Source organism: Saccharopolyspora rectivirgula DSM 43747 (assembly GCF_000497205.1).
Classification (GTDB): Bacteria; Actinomycetota; Actinomycetes; order Mycobacteriales; family Pseudonocardiaceae; genus Saccharopolyspora; species Saccharopolyspora rectivirgula.
Genome location: NZ_AYJW01000052.1, coordinates 12,162 through 29,373, shown reverse-complemented (window position 1 = coordinate 29,373; position 17,212 = coordinate 12,162). Strand labels below are relative to the sequence as shown.

General features: G+C 66.9%; 20 protein-coding genes and 1 pseudogene. 8 read left to right on the top strand and 13 right to left on the bottom strand.

The annotated features are described in order from the left end of the window. Positions 1-211: 211 nt before the first annotated feature. Together SREC43747_RS0114255 and SREC43747_RS0114250 are read left to right on the top strand one after the other, a co-directional pair. The gene (locus SREC43747_RS0114255; protein ID WP_029721958.1) at positions 212-1,003 is read left to right on the top strand and encodes an enoyl-CoA hydratase/isomerase family protein; all 792 of its coding nucleotides are present in this window, start codon (positions 212-214) and stop codon (positions 1,001-1,003) included. Then, on the top strand, positions 1,000-1,884 hold the full coding sequence (locus tag SREC43747_RS0114250) for a crotonase/enoyl-CoA hydratase family protein (protein WP_029721956.1): 885 nt from the start codon (positions 1,000-1,002) through the stop codon (positions 1,882-1,884). The genes SREC43747_RS0114255 and SREC43747_RS0114250 overlap by 4 nt, the downstream gene beginning before the upstream one ends. 36 nt (positions 1,885-1,920) lie before the next feature. Here the strand turns inward: SREC43747_RS0114250 and SREC43747_RS0114245 are convergent, their stop codons facing one another. Continuing rightward, the gene (locus tag SREC43747_RS0114245; RefSeq protein WP_037332058.1) at positions 1,921-2,745 is read right to left on the bottom strand and encodes a crotonase/enoyl-CoA hydratase family protein; all 825 of its coding nucleotides are present in this window, start codon (positions 2,743-2,745) and stop codon (positions 1,921-1,923) included. A gap of 431 nt (positions 2,746-3,176) precedes the next feature. On the opposite strand from SREC43747_RS0114245, the gene SREC43747_RS0114240 reads away from it, so the two are divergent. Together SREC43747_RS0114240 and SREC43747_RS0114235 are read left to right on the top strand one after the other, a co-directional pair. Further along, complete coding sequence (locus SREC43747_RS0114240; RefSeq protein ID WP_029721954.1) at positions 3,177-4,832, top strand: class I adenylate-forming enzyme family protein; 1,656 nt, start codon at positions 3,177-3,179, stop codon at positions 4,830-4,832. A 1-nt stretch (position 4,833) separates the two neighbouring features. Then, complete coding sequence (locus SREC43747_RS0114235) at positions 4,834-5,865, top strand: phosphotransferase family protein (RefSeq protein WP_029721953.1); 1,032 nt, start codon at positions 4,834-4,836, stop codon at positions 5,863-5,865. A 30-nt stretch (positions 5,866-5,895) separates the two neighbouring features. Here SREC43747_RS0114235 and SREC43747_RS20655 read toward each other — a convergent pair whose 3' ends face one another. From SREC43747_RS20655 to SREC43747_RS21100, 7 genes and pseudogenes are all read right to left on the bottom strand, one after another. Then, positions 5,896-6,258, bottom strand: a complete 363-nt coding sequence (locus SREC43747_RS20655) for an acyl-CoA dehydrogenase family protein (RefSeq protein ID WP_236623202.1) — start codon at positions 6,256-6,258, stop codon at positions 5,896-5,898. Positions 6,259-6,632: 374 nt separating this feature from the next. Then, a pseudogene (locus tag SREC43747_RS22300) lies at positions 6,633-6,866 on the bottom strand (acyl-CoA dehydrogenase family protein); the annotation flags it as partial. After that, positions 6,866-7,954 (bottom strand): acyl-CoA dehydrogenase family protein, encoded by a 1,089-nt coding sequence (locus SREC43747_RS0114225; protein ID WP_029721952.1) that lies wholly within the window; start codon positions 7,952-7,954, stop codon positions 6,866-6,868. The pseudogene SREC43747_RS22300 and the gene SREC43747_RS0114225, both read right to left, overlap by 1 nt. Continuing rightward, entirely contained in the window at positions 7,951-9,213 is a 1,263-nt protein-coding gene (locus tag SREC43747_RS0114220; protein WP_029721951.1) for an MFS transporter, read from the bottom strand. The genes SREC43747_RS0114225 and SREC43747_RS0114220 overlap by 4 nt, the downstream gene beginning before the upstream one ends. A 166-nt stretch (positions 9,214-9,379) precedes the next feature. Then, a complete protein-coding gene (locus SREC43747_RS0114215; RefSeq protein WP_408005203.1) occupies positions 9,380-9,823 on the bottom strand; it encodes a hypothetical protein in 444 nt (147 codons plus the stop codon). 43 nt (positions 9,824-9,866) lie between these two features. Beyond that, the gene (locus SREC43747_RS21360) at positions 9,867-10,037 is read right to left on the bottom strand and encodes a hypothetical protein (protein ID WP_160173012.1); all 171 of its coding nucleotides are present in this window, start codon (positions 10,035-10,037) and stop codon (positions 9,867-9,869) included. Between the two features lie 168 nt (positions 10,038-10,205). Beyond that, complete coding sequence (locus SREC43747_RS21100) at positions 10,206-11,123, bottom strand: NsdA family TPR-like regulatory protein (RefSeq protein WP_152528424.1); 918 nt, start codon at positions 11,121-11,123, stop codon at positions 10,206-10,208. 347 nt (positions 11,124-11,470) lie between these two features. Here SREC43747_RS21100 and SREC43747_RS0114205 point away from each other — a divergent pair, with 347 nt between their 5' ends. The 4 genes from SREC43747_RS0114205 to SREC43747_RS0114190 all read left to right on the top strand — a co-directional run bounded on the left by SREC43747_RS0114205 (position 11,471) and on the right by SREC43747_RS0114190 (position 14,611). Beyond that, the gene (locus tag SREC43747_RS0114205; protein WP_029721949.1) at positions 11,471-11,680 is read left to right on the top strand and encodes a hypothetical protein; all 210 of its coding nucleotides are present in this window, start codon (positions 11,471-11,473) and stop codon (positions 11,678-11,680) included. 218 nt (positions 11,681-11,898) lie between these two features. Further along, positions 11,899-12,909: a Gfo/Idh/MocA family protein gene (locus tag SREC43747_RS0114200; RefSeq protein ID WP_029721948.1), complete on the top strand. Its 1,011-nt coding sequence runs from the start codon at positions 11,899-11,901 to the stop codon at positions 12,907-12,909. 32 nt (positions 12,910-12,941) lie between these two features. Then, the gene (locus SREC43747_RS0114195) at positions 12,942-14,165 is read left to right on the top strand and encodes a DegT/DnrJ/EryC1/StrS family aminotransferase (protein ID WP_201768706.1); all 1,224 of its coding nucleotides are present in this window, start codon (positions 12,942-12,944) and stop codon (positions 14,163-14,165) included. After that, the gene (locus SREC43747_RS0114190) at positions 14,165-14,611 is read left to right on the top strand and encodes an NUDIX domain-containing protein (protein ID WP_029721946.1); all 447 of its coding nucleotides are present in this window, start codon (positions 14,165-14,167) and stop codon (positions 14,609-14,611) included. Before SREC43747_RS0114195 ends, SREC43747_RS0114190 begins: the two co-directional genes overlap by 1 nt. A gap of 115 nt (positions 14,612-14,726) precedes the next feature. Here SREC43747_RS0114190 and SREC43747_RS0114185 read toward each other — a convergent pair whose 3' ends face one another. Genes SREC43747_RS0114185 through SREC43747_RS0114165 form a run of 5 tightly spaced genes read right to left on the bottom strand, consistent with a single transcriptional unit; the run spans position 14,727 to position 17,208 of the window. Further along, positions 14,727-14,963 carry a Pam3-gp28 family putative phage holin gene (locus tag SREC43747_RS0114185; RefSeq protein WP_029721945.1) on the bottom strand — a complete coding sequence of 79 codons (237 nt, stop codon included), beginning with the start codon at positions 14,961-14,963 and terminating at the stop codon, positions 14,727-14,729. After that, entirely contained in the window at positions 14,956-15,933 is a 978-nt protein-coding gene (locus tag SREC43747_RS21975; RefSeq protein ID WP_236623200.1) for a hypothetical protein, read from the bottom strand. Before SREC43747_RS21975 ends, SREC43747_RS0114185 begins: the two co-directional genes overlap by 8 nt. Before the next feature lie 4 nt (positions 15,934-15,937). Beyond that, complete coding sequence (locus SREC43747_RS0114175; RefSeq protein WP_029721942.1) at positions 15,938-16,426, bottom strand: hypothetical protein; 489 nt, start codon at positions 16,424-16,426, stop codon at positions 15,938-15,940. After that, on the bottom strand, positions 16,423-16,611 hold the full coding sequence (locus SREC43747_RS0114170; protein WP_152528423.1) for a hypothetical protein: 189 nt from the start codon (positions 16,609-16,611) through the stop codon (positions 16,423-16,425). Before SREC43747_RS0114170 ends, SREC43747_RS0114175 begins: the two co-directional genes overlap by 4 nt. Positions 16,612-16,623: 12 nt before the next feature. After that, positions 16,624-17,208, bottom strand: a complete 585-nt coding sequence (locus SREC43747_RS0114165) for a hypothetical protein (protein WP_029721938.1) — start codon at positions 17,206-17,208, stop codon at positions 16,624-16,626. Positions 17,209-17,212 lie beyond the last annotated feature (4 nt).

Genomic DNA, 17,212 nt, shown 5'->3' with positions numbered 1-17,212 from the left:
GAAGCTCACCTGCCGGTACTCCACAGAAGACATACGGGCTCGCTTTCGGTGTTGTGTGCGCAAATCAGCTCGAATCTTCCACCTGATGGAGCTGCTTTCAAGGGCTCGATCAGAGCATTGGAGAGCTTGGTTGCGAATGCTAACTTAGCGATTACTCGCAGTCGGGAGTGCACTGGCTGCCGGTCAGTGCCACGACGATTGGATTCGCGACGTGGCGAACACAGTGGACAGCGAAGTCGTTCTGGTGGAACGGAATGGGCCGACGCTGACAATCACCATAAACCGTCCGCACCGGAAGAACGCCCTCGACAACGCGGCCTGGTCGGGGCTGTTGGACGCCTTGCGCAAGGCGGCGGCCCCGGACATCCGCGTAGTGGTCATCACCGGTGCGGGCAGTGATTTCTGCGCTGGTGCCGACTTGAGCGGTGACCGCGGAGAGGCGCACCCGCTGGAGCGGATGCGCTGGATCAACGAAATCGCGCAGACGCTGCACGACATGCCCAAGCCGGTGATCGCCAAGGTGCGCGGAGTGGCTGTCGGCGCCGGGTGGAACCTCGCCCTGGTGTGCGACTTCGTGGTCGCTTCCCAACAGGCGCGGTTCAGCCAGATCTTCGCCCGCCGCGGCTTGTCCGTGGACTTCGGGGGCACGTGGCTGCTGCCGCGGAAGGTTGGCATGCTGCAGGCGAAGCGCCTGGCCCTGCTCGGCGACTTCATCGATGCCGATGAAGCGCTCGACCTGGGCTTGGCCACCTGGGTCAAACCGGAGGAAGAGCTCGACCAGTTCGTCGACGAGCTGGCGGACCGGCTGGCGCAGGGGCCGCCGGCGGCGTTGGCGCAGACCAAGGCGATGCTGCACGCCGGGGCGCACCAGAGCTTCGCGGAGGCCTTGGCCAACGAAGCTCGAGCGCAGACGGTCAACTTCGCCACGGACGCCCCGGCCGCTCTCGAAGCGTTCCGCACCAAGAGCACGCCGAAGTTCGCAGGGGAGTGGCTGGTGCGATGAGCTATCGGGAAATCGAGTACTCGGTGAGCGACCGGATCGCGACGATCACCTTGCACCGGCCGGACAAGCTCAACGCCTTCACCATGACCATGCGCGCCGAGCTGGTGCAGGCCTTCGCGGAAGCCGACGCCGACGACGACGTCCGGGTGATCATCGTGACCGGGGCCGGACGCGCTTTCTGCGCCGGTGCTGACCTGAGCGCCGGGGCGGACACCTTCAACGCCGGTGTCAACGGGCGCGCGCAACGGCCGGAATCGGGAGAAGTCGACGGGGTTCCCCGCGATGGTGGCGGCACCGTGGCGTTGCAGATCACCGCCAGCCGCAAGCCGGTGATCGCGGCGATCAACGGGCCAGCTGTGGGGGTCGGGGTCACCATGACCCTGCCGATGGACATCAGGTTGGCCGCCAGCTCGGCCAAGTTCGGGTTCGTGTTCACCCGCAGGGGCATCATCCCCGAAGCGGCTTCGAGCTGGTTCCTGCCGAGGATCGTCGGGATGTCCCAGGCGATGGAATGGGTGGCCACCGGGCGGGTGTTCGACGCCGAGGAAGCCCTCGCCGGTGGCCTGGTGTCGCGCGTGGTGCCCGACGACGAGCTGCTGCCGAAGGCCAGGGAACTGGCCGCTGAGATCGCCACCAACACCTCGGGAGTGGCTGTTGCGGTGGCCCGCCGGTTGATGTGGAGCATGCTCGGTGCCCAGTCGCCGTGGGAGGCGCACCGGCTGGACTCGATGGGCATGCACTACCTCGGCAGCCGGGCGGACACCGCGGAAGGGGTCTCCGCGTTCCTGGAGAAGCGGCCGCCGGAATTCCGGATGAGCGTCAACGAGGAATTCCCGGACTTCCTGCCGCACTGGCCGCAGCGACCGGGAGGGGACCGGTAGCGCGTGCCGAGCTGATCCCCGGCACGCGGAGATCGGTCAGCGGGCGTCGCGGAACTCCGGCGGCCGGCCGGAGAACTTCGCCTGCACCGCCTCCTTCTGGTTCGGACTGCCGATGAGTTCGCCGATCGCTTCCTGCTCAGCGGCCAGGCCTGCGGCCAAACTGGTCCGCCCGGCCATGTCGAGCAGCTTCTTGGACCAGCGAACGGCATCCGGGTTCCGCGCGGCGATGCTGGCCGCCAGTTCGCAAGCCGCGGCCAGCGGTTCTTCTTCGGTCCGGGTGGCCAATCCGAGGGCGGCCGCTTGCTCGCCGGAGATGATCCGGCCGGTGAGGGTGAGCTCCTTGGCCACGTCCCGGCCGACGAGTTCGGGGAGCAACTGGGTGCCGGCCATGTCGGGGGCCAATCCCCATTCGATCTCCAAGACCGCCAGCTGAGCGTCCGGGGCCACCAACCGGATGTCCGCTCCGAGCGCCAGCTGCAGGCCACCGCCGAGAGCGTGTCCGTGCACCGCGGCGATGACCGGGACCGGGAGCGTCGCCCACACGAGAACTGCTTGCTGCCCGCGGGCTTTGGCCGGGCCGATCGGTTCCGGGCTGGGGCCGAGGCGGTCCGCGGAGCGGTGGGCCCCGTCTGCCATTCGCCGGAAGTTCGCGTAGTCCAGACCGGCGCAGAAAGCCCGCCCGTTCCCGGAGAGCACCACCGCCCGGACCGACGGGTCGTCGCGCAGTCGCAGCCCGGTCTCCACCAGAGCGGTGAACATCTCCTGGTCGAGCGCGTTGAGCTTTTCCGGACGGTTCAGCCGCACATCGGCGACCCCGTCGCGGACGGTGCACAGAACTCGGTTCTCCGTGTCATCGGACATCGAAACCTCCTGCCCGGCAAGCCTTTTCGAGGTTGCTCGCCTGTTCCTGGGAACCGGATGCGTCTTTTGCCTGAACGCAGCAGCAACTGCAGCGGCAAACCTTGTGAAAAGCGAGCAACTGTGTCTAGGGTCACTCCACGGAGTGTTAAGGGGGTCCGGCATGGCGGTCGGTACACCGGTCAGGCCCGCACCATCCGCACCAGGGCGGCAAGAATGCCCACTGCACTGCTTCTTCCCCACATCTGCACAGGTTCACTTCGACTGGTGCGGGCGAATGCGCAGCTGAGCTGGTGCAGCCGGGAACCGGGCGCAGAACCCGATTCGCGCAGGGCGCGCAACAGCGGTTCGCAGCTGCCGGGCCGAATGCCGCGCCCGTTCTTCGGAAACAGCCGAGGAACGTGCACATCCGAGACGGAACGGGGAGAGATGCAGTGGACCAGTGGAACCGCTTGCTCGCCGAACTGACCGGTCCCGGTGGTGAATTCGAGGTGGCCGAGCAGGAAGTGCTCGGTGGGCGCATGCGGGTGTACACCAAAGGGCCGGCGACGCTGCGCGACATCGTCGCGCTCAGCCAACTGCACGGCGACCGCGACTTCCTCCTCTACGAGGACTACCGCTGCACGTACGGCGAGCACTACCGGCTGGTGGCGGCGCTGTCGCACCACCTGCTGCAGGAGTGCGGGCTGGTTCCCGGGGACCGGGTGGCAATAGCGATGCGCAACTACCCGGAATGGGCACCGGTCTTCTGGGCGGTGCAGGCCGCCGGTTTGATCGCGGTGCCGCTCAACGCCTGGTGGACCGCGGACGAACTGCGGTACGGCTTGCAGGACAGCGGGGCGAAGTTGGTCTTCGCCGATGCCGAGCGGAGCGAACTGCTCGACCGCACCCTCCCGGTGATCGAAATCCGCGGGGACGGGAGCACCAGCGGAGTCCGCAGTTGGGAAGACCTGCTGGCGGAACTGCCGGCCGCGGGGGCCCTTCCGGATGTCCGGATAGAGCCGGACGACGACGCCACCATCATGTACACCTCGGGCACCACCGGACGGCCGAAGGGAGCGGTGGCCACCCACCGCAACCACTGCACGAACGCGCTCAACACGGCGGTCGTCCGGAAAGCCACCGCGGCACTGGCCAATGGCGGCCAATTCCCGCCGGTGGTCGAAGAACCGCAGCCCGGGGTGCTGTTGACCTTCCCGCTGTTCCACATCGCCGGTTTGAGCACCCTCTACTTCAGCACGCTGAGCGGGGCGAAGGTCGCGACGATGTACCGCTGGGACCGCGAGCGCGCCGCCGAGCTGATCGAGGAGCACGGCCTGACCAGCGCTGCCGGAGTTCCCACGGTGATGCGGGAGCTGGCCGAGGAGCGGGCGGTCGCGAGCAAGCTCACCGGGATCAGCATGGGCGGTGCCCCGATCCCTCCGGAGCTGGTGAACCGGATCGGTTCGCTGGACGGGGAGGTGCTGCCCACCAACGGGTACGGGCTGACCGAAACGACGTCCGCCGTGGTGAGCAACAGCGGGCCCGCCTACTTGGAACGTCCGGACAGCGTGGGCAGGTGCATGCCGGGGACCGATCTCAAAGTGGTGGATCCGGAGACCGGCAAGGAGGTCGCCGACGGCGAAATCGGGGAGCTGTGCTTCCGGGGGCCCAACATCGTGCGCGGCTACTGGAACAACCCGCAAGCCACCGAACAGGCCTTCATCGACGGCTGGTTCCGCACCGGGGACCTCGGCTACTGCCAGGACGGCTGGGTCTACGTGGTGGACCGGCTCAAGGATGTCGTCATCCGCGGCGGGGAGAACGTGTACTGCGCTGAAGTGGAAGCCGTGCTGCACGAGCACCCAGCGGTGGCAGACTGCGCGGTCCTCGGGGTGCCGCACCGCGGCCTCGGCGAGGAAGTGGCCGCGGTGGTGCGACTGCGGGAAGGTGCTGAAGCCGACGCGGAGAGCATCCGAGCCCACGTCGGGAAGCGGCTCGCCGCTTTCAAGGTCCCCGCGCACGTCGTCTTCGCCACCGAGCCGCTGCCCCGCACCGCCACCGGAAAAGTGCTCAAGCGCCAGTTGCGGCAGCAGATCACCGGGAGCTGAGATGCGATTGCCGGGCATCGCTCCGGAGGCGGTGGGCGACTGGCTCGTCGAGCACGTGCCGGAACTGCGGCCTCCACTGGAATTCGGCCTGATCACCGGTGGCCGGTCGAACCTCACCTACCAGGTCGTCGACGCCGACGGGCGGATGCTGGTGCTGCGCCGCCCACCGGTCGGCGGGGTGCTCAGCACTGCTCACGACATGCACCGGGAATGGCGGTTCCTCACCGCGCTGCGCGGCACCGAGGTGCCGGTCCCAGAACCGGTCGCCTACTGCGCGGACTCCGCGGTGTCCGGGGCAGAGTTCTACGTGATGGAGCACGTGACCGGCACGGTGCTGGCCGATGCCGCCGCGGCCGAGGAGATGTCGCCGCAGCAGCGGTACCGGGCGGGCATGGCCACCGCGGAATGCCTGGCCGCGCTGCACAGCATCGACCCGGACGAGGTCGGGGTGGCCACCGCGGGGAGGAGGGGTGGCTACCTGCAGCGGCAGCTGGCTCGCTGGCAGCGCCAGGTGCACCAGTCCGGGGCGGCGAACCTCGACCTGCTGGACAGGGTCCACGACGCGCTGCTGACCCGGGTTCCCCAGCAGGAACGCACCATCGTGCACGGGGACTTCCGGCCCGGGAACATCTCCTACGCCCCGGACGGCAACGTGCGCGCGGTGTTCGACTGGGAACTGGCGACTTGCGGTGATCCGCTCGCCGACTTGGGGTGGTTGGTCGCCAGCTGGCAGCAGCCCGGAGACGGATCCCCGCCCGTCACCGCGACCCCGAGCGCGCTCACCGGCTTCCCCTCGCGCGAAGAGCTCATCGCCCGCTACACCGAGCTCTCCGGACGCGATGTGAGCGAGCTGCCGTACTACGTGGCGTTCCAACGCTGGCGGGCAGCTTGCATCAGTGCCGGGGTGCGGGCCCGCTACGAAGCCGGGGTGATGGGTGACGACGGGTTCTCCGCCCAGTTGCGCGAACAGCACGAGGTCGAGTTGGCCGAGGCGGCTTGGCGGGAGGTGCGCGCACTGCACCTGACCGGCTGATCGAGGGTGCGCAGCGGCTGGAGCGGCGCGCTACACCCGGCTGGTGAGCACGTCCCAGACCGCGTGCTCCCCGCTCCGCTCCGCGGTGCTGCCCAGCCAGCGAGCCCAGCTGCGTTCGCTGCCGTGTTCGTCGCGCCAGGCCCACAACCGGCGGGTCACCAGGTGCAGCCGGTGTTCCCGGGTCACGCCCATCGCGCCGTGCAGCTGGTGCGCGGTGCGGGCCACGGCGGTGGCGGTCCGGGCCGCCGAGATCTTGGCCACCGCGGTTGCTGCCGGAGCGTGCTCGGCGCGCTGCTGGTGCACCTGCACGGCACGTTCCAGCGCGGCTTCGGCAGCCACCAGTTCGGCCCGCACTTCCGCCAGCGCGTTGGCGACCGGGGGGAGAGCGAGCAGGGGGGTTTTCCGAATTGGTGGCGTTGCTGCACGTGCTGCCGGGTGAGTTCGAGGGCGCCTCGTGCGGCACCGAGCAGTGCAGCGGAGTTGAGCAAGGCCGCTCGAGCCCCCACCAGCTCGGGGTCGAAAGCGGGGGACGCTCGGGGCACCGCTGCCCGGTCGTCCACGTGGACGGCATCGCGCGGTTCCGCCGCCAAGTTGCTGCCCGGCCGCACCGACACCCCTGGGGCCCGCAGGTCGACCAGGTGCGGCTCGCCGCGCTCGGGAACGACCAGCAGCCGCTCAGCGCACCTGCCCCACGGCACCCACTGCGGTGATCGGGCGAACACCACCAGGTCTTCCAGCGGTTCCTGCAGCACCCAGCAGGAGAGGGACATCTCCAGCAGCGGCACGCCGATCCCGCGGCGAGCCGTGGCGGAGACGAGCGCGCACAGATCGGCCAGCGAACCACCGGGGCCGCCGACTGGTTCGGCCAACCCCACGTGCGGCCAACCCAGTTCGACCATTGTGGACCAAATCGGGTGGGGCTCCCCCTCCTCGGCCACCGGATCGACGTCGGCGAGGACGTTCTCCGACACCTCGACGATCAGCTCATCTGGCGTGCTCATCACCGGGCCTCCTGCTTGGCGAGGATCGACAGCAGAACTTCTGACGAGCCACCGCGAATGGTGAACCCCGGGGACGCCAGGACCGCCTCCCGGAAGAGGTCGTTCGCAGCGGTGCTCTCCACATCGGAAACTCGGCGGGCGTACTCCAGCACATCGCGTTCGAACGCGGTCCCCAGGTACTTCAGCGTCGCGGCGGCCCGCACGGACGGCCGCCCGGCATCGGTTTCCCGCGCCACCCGGTAGCAGAGCGCCCGCAGGCTGGCGAGTCGGGCCACGAGGTGGCCGAGCTCTTCGTCGATGTGGTCGCCCCGCTCCGCCAGCAGCTGTTCGAGGACCGGGTACGTGGACAGCACGCGTTCCGGGCCGCCGCGTTCGTGAGCCAGCTGCTCGGTCACCTGCCGCCACCCGTTGCCGACCTGGCCGATCACCCGGTGGTCCGGCACCAGGACCTCGTCGAAGGTCACTTCGTTGAAGTGGTGCGAGCCGGCCATGTCCACGATGGGCGACACCGAGATCCCCGGCGCGGACATGTCCACGACGAACTCGGTCAAGCCCTGGTGCTTCTTCTCCTCGACGGAGGTCCGGGCCAACAGGTACGCGTGCGTGGCCCGGTGGGCGTGGCTGGTCCAGATCTTGCGACCGGTGATGGCCCAACCACCCGGGACCCGGACGGCCGAGGTCCGCACCGAAGCCAGGTCGGACCCGGACTCGGGTTCGCTCATGCCCAAGCAGAAGACGTGATCGCCGGCGGTGATGCCCGGCAGCACCTCGTGCTGCAGCTGGGGACTGCCGTGGCGCAGGATCGCCGGACCGATCTGCCGGTCACCGATCCAGTACGCGGCCACCGGGGCACCGGCGCGCAGCAGTTCCTCGGTGACCACCAGCCGAGCGAGGTTGGACTGCTCGCCACCGCCGAACTCCCGGGGCCAGGTCATGCCGATCCAGCCGCGCCTGGCCAGCTCTTTGCTGAAGGACAGGTCGAAGGAACGCAACCACGAATCCGGGCTCGGCCGGTACCGGCCTTCCGCCCGCCAGCTCGCGCACAGCTCCCGGACCTGTTCCCGCAGGTCGGACAACGACGTGGTCACCGCACGACCTCCTCTTTGCTGCTGTCGGTTTGCCCGGTGCGGCTGAGCACGGCGTCGCGGGTCTCGGGCATGAGCACGTAGACCAGCAGGGACACCAGCGAGCACGCGGAGACGTAGTAGAAGAAGTGGTGTTCGACGCCCGCGTTGCGGAAGGCCAGCGCGACGTACTCGGCGGTCCCGCCGAAGATCGCCTGGGCCACGGCGTAGGGGATGGCCACGCCGACCGTTCGCACCCCGGTGGGGAACAGCTCGGCCTTCACGCAGGCGTTGACCGAGGAGTACCCGGCCACGATGGTCAACGCCAGCACGGTGAACGCCAGCGCTGCTGCGAAGCTGGGCCAGCGCTGCAGCCCGGTCATGATCGGGTAGGTGCCGAGCGTGGCCCCCACGCCGAAGAAGATCAGCACCGGTCGTCGACCGATCCGGTCCGAGATCGCGCCACCGATCGGCAACAGCACCAAGAAGAAGCACAGACCGAGGAACATGATCCGGGTGGCTTCGGGTTTGCTCAATCCCACCGAGTTCACCAGGTACTTGGTCAGGTACGTGGTGTAGGTGTAGAAGCAGACCCCACCGCCCAAGGTCAGGGCGAACACCACGGCGACGGCCCGGCGGTGCTGCCACACCTCGCGCAGCGTGCCCCGCTGCTGCTGGACGTCCTGCTGCTCCTCCTCCCGGTAGGCGTCGGTTTCGCGCATCCGCCTCCGCAGGTAGAACACCACGACCGCGCCCACCGCCCCGATGGCGAACGGAATCCGCCAGCCCCACTGGGTGAGCTGCTGCTCGGTGAGCAGGGCCTGCAAGCCCATCAGCGTGAGCAGGCCGAGCAGCTGCCCGATGGTCACCGAGACGTACTGGAAGCTCGCCCCGAATCCGCGCCAGTTCTGGTGGGCCGCTTCGGTCAGGTAGGAGGCGCTGGCCGCGTACTCCCCGCCGACGCTCAACCCCTGCATGATCCGGGCGACCAGCAGCAGGACCGCACCGAGGTAGCCGCCCTGCTGGTGCGCGGGAGCGACGGCGATCAGCAGCGCGCTGCACGACATCATGGTCACCGACAGGGTCAACCCGTGCTTGCGGCCTTTCCGGTCGGCGACTCGACCGAGCAGCCACCCGCCCAGCGGGCGGGCCAGGAAACCGACCGCGAACACGGCGGCGGTGTTCATCAGCTGCGCGGTCCGGTCGCCTTCCGGGAAGAACTGCCCGGCGAAGTAGAGCGCGAAGTTGGCGTAGACGAACCAGTCGTACCACTGCTGACCCACGGCGCTCTGCGCTGGTGTTTTCCGAGATCATACGGTCTCACCTGCGACGATCACTAGTCAAGCTGCGTCAGGCTCCGTCACACTGCGTCGCGTTCCGACCGTTCTCGGAGTCCAGTGCACACACTTCCCCCACACTTGTCCCCCACGCAAGAAGGCTGTGAGAGAACTAGTCGCGCTCGGCTCCATCCGGCCAGATGACGGTGACCGGAAGATCACGTTCACGGGCTGCGGCAACCACGTCAGCCGTCCCCCCGTAGCCCCGAGCGGGCTTGCCGTCCCACACCGCAACGAGGCGATCTGCCAGCTCGATCATCTTGACGCTGGCCGTCATGTGGGACTCGGCGGTCGAATCGGGGAAGTCGAGCCGGATGATCTCCGAGGCCCGGCTGAACAGTTCGTCGTAGTCAGCGTGGTGCTCTTCCGGAAGTTTCTCGCGGTAGTTGGCTGCGGGAACCACGACGATCAGCGATCCGCCTTGATCAAGGACAGCGCGGGCGAAGAGCGCATCCGCTCCATCAGCGATGCAGCTCAGTCCGATCAGGGATTCACCGTACTTCTCCAGCTCAGAGCGAAGCGCATGCTCCACCAGCATGGTGGTCTGCTGCGGCAACCCGCGGTGTCCCGTCACAGCAAGTCGCGTCACAGTGACTCCTTCAGTCGTAGAGGTCGATCAACATCCGGTCGAGCAGGTTGGCGTCGCTGCACTTCGTGGTCATCCCGGACCGCAGGTCACGCACCCGCTCAACGATCTTTTCGGAGCCGTATTGCTTCCCGACTTGAAGCGCCTCCACCGCGAGACGACACGCTTCGTCCTCTTGACGCATAGACACCATGAGACTGGCATGTTCGACCTTCGCGAGCGCCAACGGCTTTGGCGCAGTGATCGTGGGAATCGCAGCTGCATAGGCCGCACGGGAACCCGCGTGGTCGCCCAGGGCCGCAAGCGCGGTCGACTGGTATCGAGCTGCTTTGGCAGAGGTGAACGCGAACAGTCACGGCCACTGGGCATCGCTGGCCTGGCGGTCGGTGTTGCGCTGAGCTGTTCGGAGCGCGTCCAAGGTCTGCGCTCGATCTCCCATCGCGCCGAACGCGACAGCGCGCAAGGAGGCCAACCATGCGCGTGCGGCAGCCGGAGTGCGATTGTCGTGGTACTTCGCAGCCCGATCGAGCAGGTGCAACCCCTGGCGGGGATCACCCATCTCCACTGCGTAGTGGCCCAAGCTGGCTGTCATGTAGGAGACCAGCAGCGCATTTCGAGACGATTCCGCGTAGCGAATGCTCTCCTTGTAACGAGCGCGAGCCGTCGCTGAGTCGCCTCGATCCGCCGCAAGCCATGCGGCCAGGCCAGCGATCTCGCTCAGCGTTGCAAAGCCTTTGCCGTTCCGGATCTTCTCGTGCACCACTTGCTTGGCCAGTCGCAGATGCCCTTCGGCGGCCGGAGCGAGGTACTGAGACGAGACGCTGGATTCCATGCGCCGGTAATCCTGAGTCGGGCCTGCGACTGCCGACACGAGATCATCCTGTCCACCTGACAGCGCTGGGACGATCGGCGTTGCGCGTGCCAGCGCAGCGCCCGCTCCGAGTCCAAGGGTGGTTCGTAGGAAGGTTTTGCGGTCCACGTCTTCCGTGTTACACCCGCTGCCGCCCTTCCTAAACCCAAGCTCAGCGTCAGTTGCAACGTCAAGGACCGCACGAAGTGCTGCGCGGTAGCGCGCAGCCGGCCACCTGATTACGCCCCGCTCCCACTTCCCAATGTGGTTGGCATCGATGGCTGTGATCTCCCCGGTTGCGCGGAAGACCTGCGCATTCACAGCTTCAGCCAGCTCCTGGCGGGTTAAGGGCTGTCCTGGTGACGACGGCGATTCGATGCTTTCGCGAGCGGCGCGCAGCGCGTCGTTCGGCTCGGACACGTCGACTCCTTGGGACCAGGGTGTCGCTCAGTGTAATCGACTCAGCATGCAGCGGGGAACGCAACTCTCCCTGAAGTCTCCCCTTGCGCTCCCCGTAACTCTCCCTCTCGCGAACCCTTCCCCGCAGGCAAGCTCGTGATCAGGTGCTCGATCAACAGAGCGCTCCCGAATGTCTTGGCATGTGAGGAGGGGAAGATGGTGCCGGAGCCACGCAGGCCGGTCTGGTTCTCGTTCATGCGCGCTTGGCGGGCGCGGTTGCGGCGCGGACGTGAGCTGCGAGCGATGCGCCGTCGTCGCGTTCGAGTCGTCCTTGGTGGCCCCACCTGGCCTTCGAGGAGGCCCCGGCGATGATCAGCCATGCCGACACCTGGACCGACCACGAGGGCAACACGCACGAGCGTGTGCCGGGTGCTCGGGAGTTCACGCTGTGCGGCTTGAACGCTGGCGAGTCAAACCCAGTGATCTTCGCCCGGCCGTGCGGATTGTGCGTCGCAGAACGTCTGCGGCGCGACGAAGAATCGCCTGATGTCGAGAGCGAGTTGGTCGCAGTCACCTAAAGGCCCGGCCCGATGCCGTAATCCTGCCCCCCGGCCGGTATCGGTCCGCGCCCGACTGAGGGCGGGCAGTGGGAGTCACCTTGATGGAGACGGCCCGCCCTCAGTCGGGCATCCATACGTGGAGCCGAGCAAGTCGCCTTTCAATTTCCAGCACAACCACCGATGAATTTCTGGCCATGCAGAACATCTACGGAGTTTGTTAAGGAGGAAAGGCCGGTATGAGTGGACCTTCGCGAGCACGGTTACGATGCGGCGTAGTCGGCCTAGGCAGGCAGGCTCGTCAAGACCACATTCCCGCAGTGGCCACCAGCGAATTCGCGGATCTAGTGGCCGTCTGCGATATTGACGATCAGATTACGCACGAGATCGCAGGCCAATACGGCGTCACCGGTTACCGGTCTTACCAGGAAATGATCTCGGCCGAATCCCTCGATTTCGTAGTGGTTGCGGTGCCGCACCACGCCGGGGGCGACGTCATCACCGTGGCCGCTGAGCATGGCGTTCACATTCTCAAGGAGAAGCCGTTCGCGATCTCCCTGGCTGAGGCCCGCAAGCTCCAGGTCCTGTGTGCCGATGCGGGAATCGAGCTGATGGTCACCATGCAGCGACGCTTCAACCCGATCTACACCACTTTTCACCAGCTCTACGATCAGATCGGTGAGCCCTTCTTGATTGATGCCCGCTACACCATGCAGGTTGATCCGGCCGCTGGGTGGCGTGGGCAGTCAAGGCTTGCGGGAGGCGGCTGCATCATCGACATGGGCTACCACATGATCGACATGCTCTTGTGGTACTTCGGGCTGCCGAGGCGAGTACTCGCGCAATGCTCGGCTGCGGCCCGACCTGATCTTGACTACGACGCGGAAGACACTGCCTGCATCAGCTTTGAGTACGAATCGGGCCTTTTCGGCAGTGCGCTACTGTCCCGGTGCATTTCGCCCAAAACCGAGCTTATTCGAGTTATGGGCACGCGGGGGACGGTCGAGCTGGAGCGAGGGCGGATTCAGCGAGTCCGCCCTGATGGCCAGATCGCCGAGTCTTTGTCGCGGGAGCAGTCATGGCCCTCGGCAGCAACCGTTCAGGTAGATCACTTTTGCAGGGTAATTCGTGGCGAACGCCCCAACCTTGCTGCGCCCGAAAGCCACCTTGCGCACGCAGCGTTCATCGAAGCCGCGTACGAATCCGCCGAACAACGATGCTTCGTCAACCCCAAGGAGCTGATGGCGTGAGCAGCCCACTAGCGATCCACGGTGGTACCCCCGTGATCGACCAGCCCGCACCGCATCTGCAATGGCCGCCGATCACCGACTCAACGACCGCCGCGATTGTTGAGCAGCTTCACCGAGCAGTCTCTCTCCCTGATCGGTCAGGGGTGGTCGCTGAACTGGAGGAGCGGCTCGCGGACTACTTCGGCGTGCGGCGGGCTGTGCTGACCAGTTCGGGCACAGCCGCGCTGCACTCTGCCTTTGCCGCTCTCCAGTTGGGCGCAGGAGCCGAGGTAATCGTGCCTGCCTACACTTTCCACGCGACGGCAACGCCGTTGCTGCACCTCGGGGCACGTCCGGTACTCATCGACTGCGACACGTCCGGGAACCTTGACCCCGCGTTGGTCGAAGCGGCGATCACGAGCGCAACCAGGGCGATCGTTGTCACTCACATGTGGGGCCTTCCTGCGCAAGTCGAAGCCTTGAGCAAGATCGCCGCCAGGTACGATCTCGATCTCATCGAGGATGGTTCGCACGCGCACGGGGCCAGCGTCAACGGTCGTATGGTGGGAACTTTCGGTCGGGTGTCAGCCTTCAGCATGAACGGCCCCAAGACCCTTTCGGCCGGAGAAGGAGGGTTCGTTCTCACTGACGACGATGACGTCTATTACCGGGTCTTGTTGCACGGCCAGTACAACAAGCGGTGCCGCAACGAGATCCCTGCAAGTCACCCGTTGCACCGTTTCGCGGTCACCGGGAGTGGACTGAAATTGCGGATCCATCCGCTCGCCGCTGCCTTGGCGCTCGATCAGCTCGAATCGCTTGACGCCTGGTTGGAGCACCGCCGCCGCAACGCCGAGCAGATGATCGCGCAGTTGCGCGAGCTGCCAGGTATCGCCGTGCCTGAAGTCTCGGAAGCATCTGCACCATCGTGGTACGCGCTCCCGGTGCTCTATCAGCCCGAAGATGCTGGTGGGCTCCCGGTCGCAGCGTTGGTGCGTGCGCTGCATGCGGAGGGCTGCCTAGAAGTGGATCAGCCTGGCTCCACACGGCCGCTCCATGAACACCCATTGTTCAGCGAGGAAGCCTCGGTCTTGTTCCCCGACTTGAGCAAGCCGCCCAAGTTGGGAAGCAGTGACTTCCCCCAGGCAGTCAGAATTCACCGACACACCCTGAAGCTCCCGGTCCCGCACGTGAGCGGCACCCCTCTGGATTCCTATGCTGACGCCTTCAGCAAGGTCATCAACAACCGACACCACCTCATGGAGGACCCGCACTGATGAGCCAGATCGACAGCACCGCACTGACCGAGCAAGACGCCCGGGACGGCATCGAGCAGCAGGTGGTGGGGGCGGTGATCTGCCACGCCGGGAAGTTCTTGGTCTTGCAGCGGCCCACAACGGACTTCCGAGGCGGAACGTGGGAGTTGCCATCTGGCAAGGTCGAGCAGGGCGAGGATCTCCTTGCGGCTTTGCACCGTGAAGTGGCTGAGGAGACCGGTCTGAAGATCGAGGAAGTCTCCGAGTACCTCGGAGCGTTCGAGTACCTCTCGGGCAGCGGCAAGCGCACCCGTCAACACACCTGGCTGGTGACCACCACCAGCCACGAAGACGTCACGCTGACCGAGCACGATGCCCACGCCTGGTCGACTGACGCTAGCGAGTACCCGGTGAGTAGCGAAGTGCAGACGCTCATCGCCAAGGCCATGAAGACCACGGCCAGTTAGCGACCGGATACGCGAAAGGAGCCCCCCCGCACCGACCGGGATGTACCCGTATCGGTGCGGGGGCTCTCGCATGCCCGGCTGGCAGCCCTTCCTGCCGGGCATCCCCTTGCGGGGTCTAGGAAGCCTGGTCGTCCAGCTTCGCTACCGGGGTGACGCGGCGTCGGGTCCAGACGGTCAGCGCGACGGAGGCCAGCGCTGCCACGGCCGTGATGATCGCGTTGGTCGTGGCGTCGTCCAGGGAGATCCAGCCGAGGGCGACGAGCGTGCCGAGAACGACCCGAGCGCCTTCGGCCACGGCCGCCGGCTCAAACCGGCTCAGCATCGGCTCGGCCGGGCTGCTGTGCTCACCCACCGCGCACCTGCTGTTCGAGCTGGGCGCGCTGGGCGGCGACCTCGTTGTCCGGCGCACGGTCGGTGACGTTGATGTCCACGGTGACGACGCCTTCCTGGAGGGCTTCGCGCACGGCGGCCTTGATGCTCTCGGCGTCGGTGTCCCGTTCGCTGGCGTAGGCGTCGGCGAGTTCGTTGAACGCGGCCAGGAGCCCGTTGAGCTTCTGTGCGTTGCCGAAGCCGTAGCCATCGACGTTGGCGAGCGCCTGCCGGGGGCTGAACTCGACCTCGGAGTCCTGCACCGCGGACTGGATCGGCGCGTAGGCCGCGTTCACCAGATCGACGAGCATCGCCACGATCGTGCGAGGCCCGTTGACGGTGTGCCAGCCCTGGATCTCGCCCTTCTCGCCTCGCGGGCCGAAGACCTCGTTGGCGATGGCGGCCACGGTCTGTTCGATGTTCACCAGACGCTGGTCGCTGAACTTCAGGTAGTCGCCGTAGGCGAGCGGCTTTCCCCACGCGGTGGTGAAGGTGGTGTTGAGTTCCACGTCGGGCCGTCCTTCCTGCTGTGGTGCCCCACCGAGCATCGGCAGGTTCCAGGGGCGTGTGTCGTCGCAGAGCGGGCTGTCCATCACGGACAGATGCAGGTGCTTCGTGTGGGGGTTGGAGCCGTGGTAGGGCATCCATCGCCAAGGGTTGTTGCCTGGCCTGCTGTCGAGGATCAGCCGGTTGCAGATGACGTACTTGATCCGCGGATCACGGGATGCGGCCAGTTCGTCGGAGAGCCGGGCGATGTCCACACCGTGAGCCGGGTCGTGCGTGTAGTCCCTCGCGGTGACGATGCCGGGGCCGTACCAGGGGTTGTGATCGCTGGCTCGCGACGCATGCGCGGCGTCCCCGATCGAGCCATCGGATGCCTTGCTGCGGTTAGGGAATCGCTCGTTGATCTGATGTAGGAGGACATCGAGGGAGCGAGCAACGCGCCATGCCATCGGGTCACCTCGCGCAGTTGGTTTCGGGCAGCGGGTTGGATGCGCGTTGCTGGTCGACCTGGCGGAGCCGTTCCAGGTAGCGCGTCATCGCGTCGCGGGCGACCGCACGCCGCTGCTCGGCGTCGCTGGCCTGTCCGTGCACGATGGCCTGCAGAAGCTCGCGCTGGGCGGCGCGCTCGTTGTTGGCGGCCTCGGTGCGCTCGGCCAGTGCATCGCTGTAGGCGGCGTTGAACGCGGCCTGGCAGTCCGTCGCCTTCTCCAGCCGGGCGTTGACGACCACGGACGCGGCGATGGTGCAGGCGGCGAGCAGAACGACCACCAGGCCGATGAGATGTTCGGTGTGCAGGCGGATTCGTCGAGGGCTGCGGCGTGCGTGCGCGGGCATGACGGTCTCCCCGATGGTGGCGACTTCGCGGCCGAGGCGTCCGAGGAACCACCCGAGGACGAACCCTGCGGCCGACCAGGCCAGCGAATGGAGCAGATAGGCGGTCATTCCTGGTCACCTCCGCCGTTGCGCTTGCGCGTCAACGCCAGGGCTCCGCCGACGATGCTCATGAACACGAGGTTGAGTTGCGGGTCGGTCTGGTATCCCGTGACGACGAACGGGGCCGCGAAGTTCGCTGCCCAGACGACGCAGACCAGAACCACGACGAACTGGGCGAGGCTGCTGGGCACCATCGGCGTCACCACCTATCGGGGGCCGAGATAGCGCACCACCACGTGGGTGCGGACGCCGTTGATGGAAGCGAGCACGGAGGTGCTGTAGCGGGTCCAGACGCCGAAGTAGAGCCGGTCGCCAGCGGCGAACACGCGATCGTCCACGAAGACATCGAGCGTGGTGCCTTCGCCGGGCGAGGCTCCGGGCGCGTAGCTGTTGAACATCACCGAGGCGGAGCCGACGCTGTTGGCGGTGCTGGTGCCGTTGCAGAGCACCTTGCCTGCCACTGCGTTCGGGACGAATCGGTTGTTGGAGTCGTAGCCAGCCGGGGCCGCTGCCCACTGGCTGTGGAAGTGCACCCACCACCGTCCGGCGTGCGGGAGCTGGATGTAGCTCTGGCCGTTGGCCACGTGGCGCCACATGCCGGCGGTGTCGACCTCGGCCGTCTGGGGCCAAGCGGTGAGAACGGTATCCGTGGCGGGCGCGATGGCGGTATCGCTGGCCAGTCGGATCTGGCAGACCGCTCCGGTGGAGCTGCTGCGGGACAGCTCGGCGAGGCGACGTTCCAGGGTTTCCAGTCTGTCGACGAGCCCGCCGTGACCGGGCGGGTGGAGCATCGCG